This window comes from Pseudomonas sp. MYb13 (assembly GCF_002980075.1).
Taxonomy (GTDB): Bacteria; Pseudomonadota; Gammaproteobacteria; order Pseudomonadales; family Pseudomonadaceae; genus Aquipseudomonas; species Aquipseudomonas lurida.
In genome coordinates, this window is sequence record NZ_PCQI01000007.1 from 33,393 (window position 1) to 47,299 (window position 13,907).

At 61.6% G+C, this 13,907-nt stretch carries 15 protein-coding genes and 1 pseudogene; 9 read left to right on the forward strand and 7 right to left on the reverse strand.

Annotated elements, in window-relative coordinates:
- Nucleotide 1 precedes the first annotated feature (1 nt).
- Nucleotides 2-904 carry a transcriptional activator NhaR gene (gene nhaR, locus CQ002_RS14805; RefSeq protein ID WP_105161956.1) on the reverse strand — a complete coding sequence of 301 codons (903 nt, stop codon included), beginning with the start codon at nt 902-904 and terminating at the stop codon, nt 2-4.
- 134 nt (nt 905-1,038) lie between these two features.
- Between nhaR and CQ002_RS14810 the strand changes: the two genes are divergently transcribed.
- The 4 genes from CQ002_RS14810 to mnmH all read left to right on the forward strand — a co-directional run bounded on the left by CQ002_RS14810 (nt 1,039) and on the right by mnmH (nt 4,313).
- Nucleotides 1,039-1,290, forward strand: coding sequence for a hypothetical protein (locus CQ002_RS14810; RefSeq protein WP_034103659.1), 252 nt, complete (start codon nt 1,039-1,041; stop codon nt 1,288-1,290).
- Nucleotides 1,291-1,331: 41 nt separating this feature from the next.
- Nucleotides 1,332-2,081, forward strand: a complete 750-nt coding sequence (locus tag CQ002_RS14815; protein ID WP_034103661.1) for a TerC family protein — start codon at nt 1,332-1,334, stop codon at nt 2,079-2,081.
- Nucleotides 2,082-2,175: 94 nt separating this feature from the next.
- A complete protein-coding gene (gene selD / locus CQ002_RS14820) occupies nt 2,176-3,210 on the forward strand; it encodes a selenide, water dikinase SelD (RefSeq protein ID WP_105161957.1) in 1,035 nt (344 codons plus the stop codon).
- Nucleotides 3,210-4,313: a tRNA 2-selenouridine(34) synthase MnmH gene (gene mnmH / locus CQ002_RS14825; RefSeq protein ID WP_105161958.1), complete on the forward strand. Its 1,104-nt coding sequence runs from the start codon at nt 3,210-3,212 to the stop codon at nt 4,311-4,313. The genes selD and mnmH overlap by 1 nt, the downstream gene beginning before the upstream one ends.
- On the opposite strand, the gene CQ002_RS14830 is transcribed toward mnmH, so the two are convergent.
- Together CQ002_RS14830 and CQ002_RS14835 are read right to left on the reverse strand one after the other, a co-directional pair.
- On the reverse strand, nt 4,303-5,358 hold the full coding sequence (locus CQ002_RS14830; protein WP_034103667.1) for a permease: 1,056 nt from the start codon (nt 5,356-5,358) through the stop codon (nt 4,303-4,305). The two genes, mnmH and CQ002_RS14830, sit on opposite strands and share 11 nt — an antisense overlap.
- Nucleotides 5,359-5,402: 44 nt before the next feature.
- Complete coding sequence (locus tag CQ002_RS14835) at nt 5,403-6,104, reverse strand: hypothetical protein (protein ID WP_034103669.1); 702 nt, start codon at nt 6,102-6,104, stop codon at nt 5,403-5,405.
- Nucleotides 6,105-6,375: 271 nt separating this feature from the next.
- Here CQ002_RS14835 and CQ002_RS14840 point away from each other — a divergent pair, with 271 nt between their 5' ends.
- The 3 genes from CQ002_RS14840 (at nt 6,376) to hemB (ending at nt 9,013) form a co-directional block, all read left to right on the forward strand.
- Complete coding sequence (locus CQ002_RS14840) at nt 6,376-7,074, forward strand: glutathione S-transferase N-terminal domain-containing protein (protein WP_105161959.1); 699 nt, start codon at nt 6,376-6,378, stop codon at nt 7,072-7,074.
- A gap of 3 nt (nt 7,075-7,077) precedes the next feature.
- A complete protein-coding gene (locus CQ002_RS14845; RefSeq protein ID WP_098466208.1) occupies nt 7,078-7,920 on the forward strand; it encodes a PhzF family phenazine biosynthesis protein in 843 nt (280 codons plus the stop codon).
- Between the two features lie 118 nt (nt 7,921-8,038).
- The gene (hemB, locus tag CQ002_RS14850) at nt 8,039-9,013 is read left to right on the forward strand and encodes a porphobilinogen synthase (protein ID WP_034103675.1); all 975 of its coding nucleotides are present in this window, start codon (nt 8,039-8,041) and stop codon (nt 9,011-9,013) included.
- Nucleotides 9,014-9,072: 59 nt separating this feature from the next.
- Here hemB and CQ002_RS14855 read toward each other — a convergent pair.
- Nucleotides 9,073-9,255: pseudogene (locus CQ002_RS14855) on the reverse strand (LysE family translocator); the annotation flags it as partial.
- 214 nt (nt 9,256-9,469) lie between these two features.
- Between CQ002_RS14855 and CQ002_RS14860 the strand changes: the two are divergent.
- Complete coding sequence (locus CQ002_RS14860) at nt 9,470-10,555, forward strand: DUF1615 domain-containing protein (RefSeq protein WP_034103677.1); 1,086 nt, start codon at nt 9,470-9,472, stop codon at nt 10,553-10,555.
- On the opposite strand, the gene CQ002_RS14865 is transcribed toward CQ002_RS14860, so the two are convergent.
- Nucleotides 10,556-11,341, reverse strand: a complete 786-nt coding sequence (locus tag CQ002_RS14865) for a DUF4349 domain-containing protein (RefSeq protein ID WP_105161960.1) — start codon at nt 11,339-11,341, stop codon at nt 10,556-10,558.
- Nucleotides 11,342-11,509: 168 nt separating this feature from the next.
- Between CQ002_RS14865 and CQ002_RS14870 the strand changes: the two genes are divergently transcribed.
- Nucleotides 11,510-11,911, forward strand: coding sequence for a PaaI family thioesterase (locus CQ002_RS14870; RefSeq protein WP_234010413.1), 402 nt, complete (start codon nt 11,510-11,512; stop codon nt 11,909-11,911).
- Between the two features lie 112 nt (nt 11,912-12,023).
- On the opposite strand, the gene CQ002_RS14875 is transcribed toward CQ002_RS14870, so the two are convergent.
- Together CQ002_RS14875 and CQ002_RS14880 are read right to left on the reverse strand one after the other, a co-directional pair.
- Nucleotides 12,024-13,205, reverse strand: coding sequence for an acetyl-CoA C-acetyltransferase (locus tag CQ002_RS14875; protein ID WP_034103683.1), 1,182 nt, complete (start codon nt 13,203-13,205; stop codon nt 12,024-12,026).
- Nucleotides 13,206-13,216: 11 nt separating this feature from the next.
- Entirely contained in the window at nt 13,217-13,876 is a 660-nt protein-coding gene (locus CQ002_RS14880) for a CoA transferase subunit B (RefSeq protein WP_032886654.1), read from the reverse strand.
- Between the last annotated feature and the right edge of the window lie 31 nt (nt 13,877-13,907).

The window sequence follows — 13,907 nt, forward strand, 5'->3', positions numbered from 1 at the left end:
GTCAGGGCAGGGTGGTGAACAGCTCCCGCCGGGCACCTTCGGTAATCGCCACGATGCCGGGGTGCTTGACCTTGCGTTCCACCGAAATCGCGTAGAACGACTCAGTCACGGCCACGGTCTGGCCAATCAGCGCCACGCCGTACTGGCGCACCACCTCATCGGCGATCACGCTGGGGGCGATAAAGATCCCGCTACCGGATTGACCAAACGCCTGCATCAAGGCGCTGTCATCGAATTCGCCGATGATCTTCGGCTGAATCTGCTGCTCGGCAAACCAGCGCTGCAGGCGACTGCGCACAACGGTTTCCGCCCCCGGAATCAACAGTGGCGCGCCGTGCAGGCAGTGCGGGAAATCACCACCGTATGCGTCAGCCAGGGCCTGGGTGGCGAAAAAGCTGATGCCACATTCGCCCAGTTTCTGGCTGTAGCCCTTGATGTCCAGGTGCGTGGGCATCGGGCTGTCGGAAATCACCAAGTCCAGTCGCTGGATCGCCAGGTCGGCGAGCAGGCGTTCGAGTTTGTCTTCGCGGCAGGTAATGCGGATGGGCTCACTCAACTCGATGGTCGGCGCGATCAGCCGGTAGACGATGGACTTGGGCACCACGTCCGCCACCCCGACACGGAACAGGATCTGCTGCTCATCAGGCTGCGCGCGCAGCATGGCCTCCAATTCATTACCGGTCTGGAACATTTGTTCGGCGTAGGGCAGGGCCTGGCGCCCGGCTTCGGTCAGTTCAAGCTGGCGCCCGACGCGCTGAAACAGGGCGATGCCATAGGTCTCCTCCAGCAGGCTGATCTGCCCGCTGATAGTCTGGGGCGTGAGGTTGAGCTGCTCACAGGCGCGCACGATGCTGCCGGTCTTGGCCACCACCCAAAAGTAGTGCAGTTGTCGGTAATTGAGCATGGCACCCATCACTTCGTAAAAACCGAAGTATACGCGAGAAAAATACGAATTTTCCTGAACTGTTCGCCTGCATAGAATGCCTCGCTATCGCGGGGCCACTATTTGGACCCAATGGTTCTAACGAGGAAGACATCATGAAACTCAATTCCCTGGGCGCGGCGTCGTTACTTGCGCTTTCATTGGTAGTGATCAGCGGTTGCGATCAGGTCGAGAAAAGCGCGCAGCAGGTGCTGGGCAAAGCCACCGAGTCGGCCAAGCAAGCGATCGATGACACCCACAAAGCCGCCGAGCAGGCATTGAGCGAAGCCACAAATGGCCTGATCACCCCGCAGAAGAAGGATGATCAGCAAGAGAAAGAAGCAGAATCGAACAGCAAAGAAGCGTAATTACCCGCACCTAATTTCCCGTACAACGTCAGGACTGACCTATGGACTACCTTTTACAACTGGCCGCCAGCCCCACCGCCTGGATTGCCCTGGCTACCCTGATCGTCATGGAGATCGTGCTGGGCATCGATAACCTGATCTTCATTTCGATCCTTACCAACAAATTGCCGGAGAAGCACCGGGCCAAGGCGCGGCGCATCGGTATCAGCATGGCGTTGGTACTGCGCCTGGGCCTGCTCAGCACCATCGCGTTCATCGTGCAGCTGACGACGCCGGTGTTCGAAGTGTTTGGCCAGGCGTTTTCGTGGAAGGACATGATCCTGATCGCCGGTGGCCTGTTCCTGGTGTGGAAGGCAACCACCGAGATCCATCACAGCATGGACCCGGAGCCCGAGGAGAAGGCCAGCGTCGGCAATACCGTAGCCATCGGCTTTGCTGCGGCTATCGGGCAGATCCTGTTGCTTGACCTGGTGTTTTCCATCGACAGCATCATCACCGCCGTGGGCATGACCGAGCACTTGCCGATCATGATCATCGCCGTAGTGACCTCGGTGATCGTGATGCTGGTGGCGGCCGAGCCGTTGGCCAAGTTCATCAACGACAACCCGACCGTGGTGATGCTGGCCCTGGGCTTCCTGATCATGATCGGCATGACGTTGATCGCCGAAGGCTTCGGCGCCCATGTGCCTAAAGGCTACGTGTACGCGGCCATGGCGTTCTCGGCGGCTATCGAATGCTTGAACATTGCCCGTCGCAACCGCCACAAGCGTTTGCTCGCTGCCCGGCAATAACGGCTGAAACCAAAAGGCCGGCTGCGCACACAAGTGCTCAGCCGGCCTTTTGCTGTCTGTTAGAATTCGTGCACTTGATAGCGTGAGGTCCTACATGAACGAGCCGATTCGTCTTACCCAATACAGCCATGGCGCGGGATGTGGCTGCAAAATATCGCCCCAGGTATTGGAAGTGATCCTCGCCGGCAGTGGCGCACAGAACCTCGACCCCAACCTGTGGGTGGGCAATGCTTCACGCGATGACGCAGCGGTGTACGCCATTGACGACGAACGCGGCGTGGTCTCCACCACGGACTTTTTCATGCCGATTGTCGATGACCCATTCGATTTCGGCCGGATTGCCGCCACCAACGCGATCAGCGATATCTATGCCATGGGCGGTGACCCGCTGATGGCGATCGCCATTCTCGGCTGGCCGGTAAACGTACTGGCGCCGGAGATAGCCCGAGAGGTGATCCGTGGTGGCCGTTCGGTGTGCGACGAAGCCGGTATTCCCCTGGCGGGCGGCCACTCCATCGACGCTCCGGAGCCGATCTTCGGGCTGGCCGTGACCGGCATCGTGCAAAAGCGCCACATGAAACGCAACGATACCGCCACGGTTGGCTGCCGGTTGTACCTCACTAAGCCCATAGGCATCGGCATCCTCACCACCGCTGAGAAGAAGGGCAAGTTGCGTGAGGTGGACATCGGCCTGGCTCGTGACTGGATGTGTACCTTGAACAAGCCTGGCAGCCGTTTCGGTAAATTGGCGGGTGTCACGGCCATGACCGACGTCACCGGCTTCGGCCTCTTGGGCCATCTGGTGGAAATGGCTGATGGCAGCGGTGTGTCGGCACGTATCGAATACGCGAGCGTTCCACGCCTGCCGGGGATCGAGGACTACTTGGACCAAGGCTGCATGCCAGGTGGCACCCTGCGTAACTTCGACAGTTACTCAAGCAAGCTCGGGCGCCTGCAGGAGTTGCACAAGCGTGTGCTGTGCGATCCGCAGACCAGCGGCGGCCTGTTGATCGCGGTGACCCCCGAAGGCGATGCCGAGTTCCAGGCCGTGGCGGCCGAACTGGGCCTGAGCCTTGAGCCTATTGGTGAGCTGGTCGAGCGACAGACCCACGCGGTAGAGGTGTTTTGATGGCGCCGGACATCACCGATTACCGCGATATTTTCCTCAATGACCGGCCGATGATGGATACCCGTGCGCCGGTCGAGTTCGCGAAGGGCGCCTTTCCGGGTGTGATCAACCTGCCACTGATGACCGATGACGAGCGTCAGAGGGTCGGCACCTGCTACAAGCAGCAAGGCCAGCAGGCGGCAATCGTGCTGGGGCACGAGCTGGTGTCCGGGCGGGTCAAGGCCGAGCGCATCGAACAGTGGGCGCGGTTCGCCCAGGCGAATCAGCAGGGTTACCTGTATTGCTTTCGCGGCGGTTTGCGTTCGCAGATCGTTCAGCAATGGCTGAAGACGGAGGCGGGCATCGATTACCCGCGAGTCGGTGGCGGATACAAAGCCATGCGCACCTTTTTGCTGGAGACTGTCGAGCAAGCTGCCACGCAGTGTGACTTCGTGTTGCTGGGCGGTATGACCGGCACCGGCAAGACCGAAGTGCTCGGCCATTTAAACAATGCCCTGGACCTGGAGGGTCATGCCAACCATCGCGGTTCCAGCTTTGGCAAGCGTGCCACGGCGCAGCCGTCCAACATCGACTTCGAAAACCGCCTGGCGATAGACCTGCTGAAAAAGCGCGCGAACGGCATCGAACAGTTCGTGGTCGAGGACGAAAGCCGCATGATTGGCAGTTGTGCATTATCGTTGCCGTTGCACAAAGGCATGCAGGCCTTCCCCATGGTGTGGCTGGAGGACAGCGTTGAAGGGCGGGTCGAGCGTATCCTGCGTGACTACGTGGTGGACCTGTGTGCCGAGTTCATCGAGGCATTTGGCGAGCAGGGCCATGCAGTGTTTGCCGAGCGCCTGACCCAGAGCCTGTCCAACATCCACAAACGCTTGGGCGGTGAACGTTTCCAGAGACTTCAGGCGGTTATGCAGGATGCGCTGGCGGAACAGGCGCGCACCGGCGCAGTGGATTTGCACCGGGTGTGGATCGAAGGGCTGTTGCGCGAGTATTACGACCCGATGTACGCCTTCCAGCGTGAAAGCAAAGGCGCACGGATCGAGTTTGCAGGAGAGCAAGGGGCTGTGGTGGCGTATCTGCGCGAGCGTTTGCTGGCTAGAGGATAGCCGATCCGATCAGCCCGCAAAGCACCCCCACCAGCATGGTCAACCCAGCCACCGTCACCAGCACGCGCGTATCGAAATCCTTGCGCAGCATCAGCAGTGACGGCAGGCTTACGCTGGGCAGGGTCATCAGCAGGGCCACCGCGGGTCCAGTGCCCATGCCCAGTGCCATCATGGTCTGGACGATAGGGATCTCCGCGGCCGTTGGAATCACGAACAGCGTGCCGACAATCGCCAGTGGCACCAGCCATATCAGGCTGCTGGCCATGGCGCCATCCACATGCGGGAACAGCCAGACCCGTGCCGCGCCCAATATCAGCACCGCCAGGATGTAGATCGGAATGGTGTTCCAGAACAGCTGCCACAGGGTACGCAACCAGCGGCTGAGGAACGGTTGCGACTCGCCTGCGCTGACCTCTGCCACGGCGCCCAGTGCGGCTTGCGGCAGCTGGTCTGGCCGCGCAATGCGCTGTGCCACCAGGGACACGCCCACCACCAGCACCACGCCTGCTACCAGGCGCAACGCGGTAAAGCCCCAGCCGAGCACAAAGCCCATGAACACCAGGGTGGCAGGGTTGAGCACCGGGTTGGCGATCCAAAATGCCAGCGCCGCGCCCACTGACACCTGTTGGCGCCGCATGCCCGCGGCGACGGGGGCTGCGCAACAACTGCACATCATCCCAGGCAGGGCGAACAGCCCGCCGCGCAAGGTCGATCCCAACCCAGCACGGCCAAACAGGCGCAGCAGCCAGTCGCGGGGGATCAGTACTTGCAGCAGTGAGCCAAGGACCACCGCCAGCACGGCCGCCTTCCAGATCGCCAGGAAATACACCTGAGCATAGGCCAGCGCGGCGGCCAGTGGCGCGCTTTGCTGATCGTTGAGAATGGAGGCGCCAATGCTGTGGCTGTCGGCGGCAACGAAGGCCTTGAGGTAGTAGGGCGACCATTTCACATAGTAGAGGCCCACGCAGGCGACCAGCAGGAATAGCGCAGGTTTCCACCAGAAAGACCAGCCCCTGTCAGGCTTGGAGGAGGTGAGATTGGGCATGGTGATGATCCGCAGGTGAGTCAGTAGCGGCGCATCATACGCTGTCAGCTGTCGGCACTCACCTGTGTCGGTTCCGGGCAGCTTTGGTCGCCATCGTTCAAGCCTTGCTTGTAGTTGCGGCTCAGCAGGGAAGCCTTGCCGTTGTGCCAGGTCAGCGTCAGTACATACAGGGTGTCGTAGTCACTGCCGGACCAGTCGTCGGTGATGGTGTGCTTTTCGCCCGAGGCTTCACTGGCGACCTTGTTGATCAACTCCGGCAGGTAGCCGTGGGACCAGGCGGTGTAAATGATGGCGTTGTGATACTTGTCTTCCACCAGTTCATCGGCGAGGGCGCTGGTGTCATTCGCGGAAAACTTGATGTTCACCGGCAGGCCCAGCTTGATCGCGCTGGGGCTGATGGTCATCAGCGGTCGAATGTAGCTGTAGGAATTGTCCAGCTCACCTTCCTCCACATTGCGTGTCGGGTTGGCGGCGAAGACGAAATTGGCCTTGCCGAATTTTTCCGGCAATACCGTGGCCAGGTTCATCGCACGGTTGAGGCCCTGGCAATTGAGTTGCCCCAGGCCGCCGGCGGGTTTTTCACCATGGCGCAGGAACACGAGGGTTTGCACGCCGTCCACCTGGTCGGCGCTGCTGACGCGCGACTCCAGGGTCAGGCCGAGAGCGCCGCCGACTAATAACAGCGGCAACATGATGTATGAATATCGCTTCAGGCGCAGCGCAAGGCACAGAGGCTTGATTGTCATGGGTGTCGAGTCTTCAGTGCATCGGATTAAGGCGGACAAGCCCGGCCCCAGTGACGCATCCGGCGTCCTGCGGTTTTCCCTGTCGATAGAGCGAGGCGCCTCCATTCACCGTACGAGCGCACTTGAGAGTGCATGTGGGCCTATTGGTTCGCCCATGCGGGATAATAGCCAGCCGATGTTGCGCATTGATGACCCATGCAGGACACCGTGGGGATGACTATCATGGGGGCTTTCTGAGCTTAACGGCGCATGCTGCCTTGAGGACTTCCCAATGAACCCACTCGCCGCTTTCCCGATCAACAGCAAATGGCCGGCTCACCATCCCGAGCGTTTGCAGTTGTACTCACTGCCCACGCCCAACGGGGTAAAAGTGTCGATCATGCTCGAAGAATTGGGCCTGCCCTATGAGGCGCACAAAGTCAGCTTCGGGACCCAGGACCAGTTGTCTCCCGAGTTCCTGTCCCTGAACCCCAACAACAAGATCCCCGCGATCATCGACCCCAATGGCCCCAGCGGCGTGCCACTGGCGTTGTTCGAGTCGGGCGCGATCCTGATTTACCTGGCCGAGAAAACCAGCCAGCTGCTCTCCGAAGACCCTGCCACCCGCTACGAAACCATCCAGTGGCTGATGTTCCAGATGGGGGGGATCGGCCCGATGTTTGGCCAACTGGGGTTCTTCAACAAATTCGCCGGCAAGGCCTATGAAGACAAGCGCCCTCGCGACCGCTACGCCGCCGAGTCCCGGCGCTTGCTGGGCGTGCTGGAGAAGCGCCTGCTGGGCCGTACCTGGATCATGGGCGACGAGTACAGCATCGCTGACATCGCGACCTTCCCATGGATCCGCAACCTGATCGGCTTCTACGAGTCCGGTGACCTTGTAGGGATTGCCGACTTCCCCAATGTACTGCGCGCGCTGGACGGTTTCGTCGCACGGCCAGCAGTGATACGTGGCCTTAATATTCCGGGTTGAACCATGCCGACTTTCGATTTCAAACAGCTGGACGTATTCAGCCGCGTGTCGCTCAAAGGCAACCCGCTGGCGGTGGTGTTCGGTGCCGACAGCCTGAGCGACCAGCAGATGGCGGACTTTGCCAACTGGACCAACCTCAGCGAAACCACGTTCTTGCTGACGCCCCGCGATCCCAGGGCTGACTACCGGGTGCGCATTTTCACCACCTTGAAGGAGCTGCCGTTCGCCGGGCATCCGACGCTGGGCAGTTGCTACGCGTGGCTGCAGGCCGGTGGCATTCCTACAGGCGACGAAATCATCCAGGAGTGCGAAATCGGCCTGGTGCGTATCCGCCGCCAGGGCGATGAACTGGCGTTTATCGCGCCGCCGCTGTTGCGCGCAGGACCGGTGGAGGCCAGCGTGATAGAACGCGTGCGCGTGGCGTTGGGGTTGGCGCCTGGAGCGATTCTTCGTAGCCAGTGGGTCGACAACGGCGCGGGCTGGCTGGCAGTGATGCTGGCCGAGCGCAACCAGGTGCTGGCGTTGCAACCGGATTACTCGCAATTGCTGGGTTTGGCCGTGGGTGTGATCGCCCCTTGTGACCCGGCTCGTGACGATGTGGAGACGCACTTTGAAGTGCGTGCCTTTATCGCCGGCGACGGGGCCCAGGAAGACCCGGCCACTGGCAGCTTGAACGCCGGGCTCGCTCAATGGTTGCTCGGTGAGGGGCTGGCCCCCGAGCGCTATGTGGTCAGCCAGGGCACGGCCATAGGACGTGCGGGGCGAATCCTCGTTGAGCGCCAGGGCGATGAAATCTGGGTTGGTGGCGCCGTCGCGGTGTGCATCGACGGACGAGTACAGCTCTAGATCAATAAATTGTTACGGCCCACGCAATACACTGTTGGCCCCTTGGCGTTTGTGCTGCGGGGCCCTGGGGGCATAAGCTTTCGCCCCAAAGTTTTCTGCCATTTTTTTCAGGACCGCCATGACCAGCCAGTTCCCCCAAGCCCGTCCACGCCGCCTGCGCCGCTCCCCGGAGCTGCGTGGCTTGTTCCAGGAAAGCGAATTTACCCTCAACGACCTGGTGCTGCCGATCTTCGTCGAAGAAGAAATTGACGACTTCGTGCCCATCACCAGCATGCCGGGCGTCGTGCGTATCCCCGAGAAAAAACTGGCCGGCGAGATCGAGCGCTATGCCCGTGCCGGTATCAAGTCGGTGATGACCTTTGGCGTGTCCCACCACCTGGACGCCAGCGGCAGCGATACCTGGAAAGAGCGCGGCCTGGTCTCGCGCATGTCCTCGATCATCAAGGACGCGGTGCCTGAGATGATCGTGATGTCCGACACCTGCTTCTGCGAGTACACCGACCACGGCCACTGCGGCGTCATGCACGGCGCCCAGGTCGACAACGATGCGACGCTGGTCAACCTCGGCAAGCAAGCCGTGGCGGCGGCACGTGCCGGAGCCGACGTCATCGCCCCCTCGGCGGCGATGGACGGCCAGGTCCAGGCGATTCGACGCGCCCTGGATGACGCCGGTTTCACCCATATCCCGATCATGGCGTATTCGACCAAATTCGCCTCGGCGCTCTACGGTCCGTTCCGCGAAGCCGGCGGCAGCGCACTCAAGGGTGACCGCAAAAGCTACCAGATGAACCCGATGAACCGCCGCGAAGCCGTGCGCGAATCGCTGCTGGACGAACAGGAAGGCGCGGATGCGCTGATGGTCAAGCCCGCCGGTGCCTACCTCGACATCATCCGCGACATCCGCGAAGCCTCGCGCCTGCCGGTGGCGGCGTATCAGGTGAGCGGCGAATACGCGATGATCAAGTTCGGCGCCCAAGCCGGCGCGATCGATGAGGACCGAGTGGTGCGTGAGACCCTGGGATCGATCAAGCGCGCGGGTGCGGACCTGATCTTCACCTACTTCGCGATGGACCTGGCGTTGGCAGGGATCTAACCCCCCCCACAGCCACTGCAGGGGCTGGCAAGCCAGCGCCTGCATTTTTTTGCCTGGTGTCAGCGCTGCGCAAACGCCAGGTTCAACCCCAGCCCCGCAAAGACCGCCGCAACGCTGCGGCGCAACCAATGTTGAACCCGTGGTGACTCAATCACTGCACGGCGAAAGACATTGGCCAGCAGGCCATACACCACGAACACCGCAAGCGTCATCGCCATGAATACAGCGCTCAGTACCAGCATTTATCACGCCGGTGCCGGGAATCAATACGACAATCAGGCAGGTCATCAGGAAGTTCAGGCTGGGCATGGCATTCAAACTCCGTGTACGCATGGTCCATGACCGATCCTGTCACGTTCTGTTGGCCCCTGGCGAGCGCATCAGGTTGGCGAACCCTGCTCAGACTTATCGGTCGATATCTGCAATGCCCGGCCCGTCGTCACCCAAGGAAGCCCCATGTATTCAAGCCGCCTGATCCTCTGCCTTGCCACCTTGCTGGTGCTGGCCGGTTGCTCCACTACGCGCAACCCGCAACAGCCGGAGCGCAGCGAGACCGAGGTGAAGGCGCAGATTGTGCGCCTGCTGCCGGCCACAGTGCCGGACCGCAATGGTTGGGCGCAGGACATCTACACCGCCTTTGACACCCAGAAAATCTACCCCAGCACAGAAAACATCTGCGCCGTGCTGGCGGTCACCGAGCAGGAGTCCACCTATCAGGTCGACCCGCCCGTGCCGAACATGGGCAAGATCGCCCAGGACGAGATCCAACGTCGCGCCGCCAAGGTCCATGTGCCCGCCTTTGTGGTACGCAGCGCCCTTCAACTGCGTTCGCCCACCGGCAAGACGTATGCCGACCGCCTGAGCGCCGCACGCACTGAGAGGGACCTGAGCGGCATCTTCGATGACTTCATCAGCATGGTGCCCCTGGGCAACACGCTGTTTGGTGGTTTCAACCCGGTGCACACCGCAGGCCCGATGCAGGTGAGTATCGACTTTGCGCAAAAGCAGGCCCGGGGTTATCCCTACACGGTGGATGGCAGCATTCGCCGCGAGGTCTTCACCCGCCGTGGCGGCATGTACTTCGGCATCGCGCATTTGCTCGGCTACCCGGTGAATTATGACCAACCGCTGTATCGCTTCGCCGACTTCAATGCCGGTTGGTACGCGAGTCGCAACGCCGCGTTCCAGGCCGCCGTCAGCCGCGCCTCGGGCACCGAGTTGGCGCTGGATGGGGACTTGATTCGCTACGGTTCTTTGCTCCCCGGTACCACTGAGCTGGCGGTGCGATCATTGGGCGCGAAGCTGGATATGCGCAACCCCAGCATCCGCAGCCAGCTGGAGCAGGGCGAGCAACTGGACTTCGAGGACACCCCACTCTACAAGCGCGTGTTTGCCCTGGCCGACAAGGCCGCGGGCAAGCCAATGCCACGGGCAATCCTGCCGGGCATCGTGCTCAAGAGCCCCAAGATCACCCGCAACCTGACCACGGCGTGGTTCGCCAAGCGGGTCGACGAGCGCTATCAGCGTTGCATGAAGCGCTGATCAGCTGCGGCGTTTGACAAAGCGCCGCCACAGCCACACCCATAACCACACGACCGGGAACGCCAGGATGACGAACGGCAGCACATAGCTTGATCGCTCCAGGGCGTCGGCAGTGCCTTCCACCAGGTTTTCGCCCAAATTGCTGAACATCCGGCTGAACCGTGACGGCTGGTTGGCACCATCAGAGGAACGGAAGTTCAGCGTCACGCGGTTGGTGTCGATACGCCGTTGCTGGCCGGCGGCAACCTGGGCCAGTTGCTGTAGCTCGTTTTCGATGGACGCCTGTTCCTTGCTCAAGGCAATCAGGTCACTGACGGTAATGTCCTTGCGTTTGGCCAACTCATCCAGCCGCTGTTGCTGGGCTTGCAGCCGATCCTGGCGACGACGCACGTCGGCGACGGCATCGGCCAAGTCCTCGGCGGTGGTGATGCGTTGGCCCAGTCTGCCGCCTTCAGCAGCCATCGCGACCATCGGTTCCACCCCGGTGGGCGCGATGCGCAGGATGATCTGGCCGCCGCTGCCGTCTTCGGTGATGCCGAGGATGTTGCACGCGCCAAAGCGTGCTGTTTCACACGCTTCGCGGGTGGCTTGCATACGAGGGGCGAGCAGGGCGCCGGGCAGGGCCAGGCTCAGTTCGTGCTCGTAGGCCAATTGAGCGCCGGCCTGGCTTTGTTCGCCGTTGATCACCCGTGCGCGGGAGTGGTCCTTGGGCGAGCAGCCGGCCATGGCCAACGCTGCCAGCAAGAGCACGAGGTAGGAATGGAGTTTGCCGTCCAGATGGCGCATTGCTGTTCCTTGGGATCAGGGGGAATTGACGGCGATTAAAGCGGGTCTGGTGGATTAACGCAAAGCATCGTGGGGGATTTGCGTGGCTGATGGTGATGGTTGCCACGTGTGGCCTGGCGTACACCTCAAGCCCGACTCCAAGGAAGAATCCGCCATGATTGCCACACCGTGCCTGAAGGTTTTGTCTCGCTACCCCGCAGCAGTCCCCTGCTTGATCTGTTAGGCCCGGCGTATTGCCGGGGGGAGGGCCTGCAATTGGAGATCGGCTTGCGGGCCGACAATCGCCACGCCAATGGGCGGGGCACAGTGCATGGGGGAGTGTTGGCGACCCTGGCGGATATTGGCATGGGGTACGCGATGGCGTTTTCCAGTGACCCGCCGCTGCCGTTGATTACCGCGAGCATGAACCTGGATTACCTGGGCGCGGTGCAGGTGGGCGAGTGGATTGTGGTGCGGTTGGAGCACCACAAGCGCGGGCGGCAGATGGCGTTTGCCACAGTGAGCCTGCAGGTAGGAGAGAAAGTGGTGGCGCGGGCGAATGCGGTGTTTGCGGTGCCCCGGACGGGCTGACAATCCAGAACCAATGTGGGCGGGGGCCTTTGAACTGCTTTTTTCAGTAGGGTCGCATAAAGAAAAGGCCTGGTTTTCGTGGAACCAGGCCTTTTCCGTGTTGCTCGTTGAATCAGTTGCGTTCGAGGGCGAGGGCGACGCCCTGGCCGCCACCGATGCACAGGGTCGCCAGGCCTTTCTTGGCATCGCGCTTGATCATTTCATGCAGCAGGGTCACCAGCACGCGGCAGCCTGAGGCGCCGATCGGGTGGCCAATGGCGATGGCGCCGCCGTTGACGTTGACCTTGTCGGCGTCCCATTCCAGCTCTTTGCCGACGGCCAGGGATTGCGCAGCGAAGGCTTCATTGGCTTCGATGAGGTCCAGGTCACCCAGGCTCCAACCGGCTTTGTCCAGGCAACGACGAGTGGCCGAGACCGGGCCGATGCCCATGATGGCTGGGTCGACGCCGGCGTTGGCGTAGCTGGCGATGCGCGCCAATACCGGCAGGCCCAGGGCCTTGGCTTTGTCGGCGCTCATCAGCAGCACTGCTGCGGCGCCGTCGTTGAGGCTGGAAGCGTTGCCAGCGGTGACGCTGCCGTCTTTCTTGAACGCAGGTTTCAGCTTGGCCAGGGACTCGGCGGTGGTGCCGGCGCGTGGCTGTTCATCCACGGCGAAGGCCACCGGGTCGCCTTTGCGCTGGGGAATCAGGATCGGCGTGATCTCATCGACAAAACGCCCGGCCTCGATGGCAGCGGCGGCTTTTTGCTGGGACGCTGCGGCGAACGCGTCCTGGGCTTCACGGCTGATGCCGTACTTGTCCACCAGGTTCTCAGCGGTGATGCCCATGTGGTAATCGTTGAACGCATCCCACAGGCCGTCGGTGATCATGCTGTCGACCATCTTGGCGTGGCCCATGCGTAAACCGGTGCGCGCGGCGGGCAGCACATACGGCGCCAGGCTCATGTTTTCCATGCCGCCGGCGATGATCACGTCGGCGTCACCGCAACGAATGGCCTGGGCGCCCAGGTGCAGGGCCTTGAGGCCCGAGCCGCAGACCTTGTTCAAGGTGAGGCTGGGCACCGCATGTGGCAGGCCGGCGAGAATCGAGGCCTGGCGCGCCGGGTTCTGGCCGCTGCCAGCGGTGAGCACTTGGCCGAGGATGACTTCATCCACTTCGGCCGGGTCCAGGCCGGTCTGTTCCAAGAGGCGACGGATCACAGCGGCACCCAGTTCCGGTGCCGGAATGTTCGCCAGTGAACCCTGGAAGCTGCCCACGGCGGTGCGGGTGGCAGCAACAATCACGACGTCTTGCATGGAATCTGTCCTCACTGGAAGTGCATTTCTGGAACGTGGTCCGGGACGATCAGTTTACCGGCGGTCTTGCTCACAATCTCTTCAACACTGACGCCAGGTGCGCGTTCCTTGAGGACAAAAGCGCCATTTTCGATTTCCAGGTAGGCCAGGTCGGTCAGCACGCGCTTGATGCAGTTCGCGCCGGTCAGCGGCAGGCTGCATTGGCTGAGCAGCTTGGACTCACCATCCTTGGAGGCGTGGGTCATGATCACGATGATGTTTTCTGCGCCGGCCACCAGGTCCATGGCGCCGCCCATGCCTTTGACCAGCTTGCCGGGGATCATCCAGGAAGCGATGTTGCCGTGTACGTCGACTTCAAACGCACCGAGCACGGTGAGGTCAACGTGGCCGCCACGGATCATTGCAAAGGATTCGGCGGAGGAGAAGATCGAGGCGCCGATGCGCGCGGTCACGGTTTGTTTGCCGGCGTTGATCATGTCGGCATCAATGGTTTCTTCGGTAGGAAACGGTCCCATGCCGAGCAGGCCGTTTTCCGATTGCAGCATCACTTCCATGCCTTCGGGAATGTAGTTGGCCACCAGGGTCGGAATGCCGATGCCAAGGTTGACGTAGAAACCGTCCTGCATTTCGCGGGCAACGCGTTGAGCCATTTGTTCGCGGGTAAGCGCCATTTTATGAGTCCTTATTGTTCGGGCTGGGGGC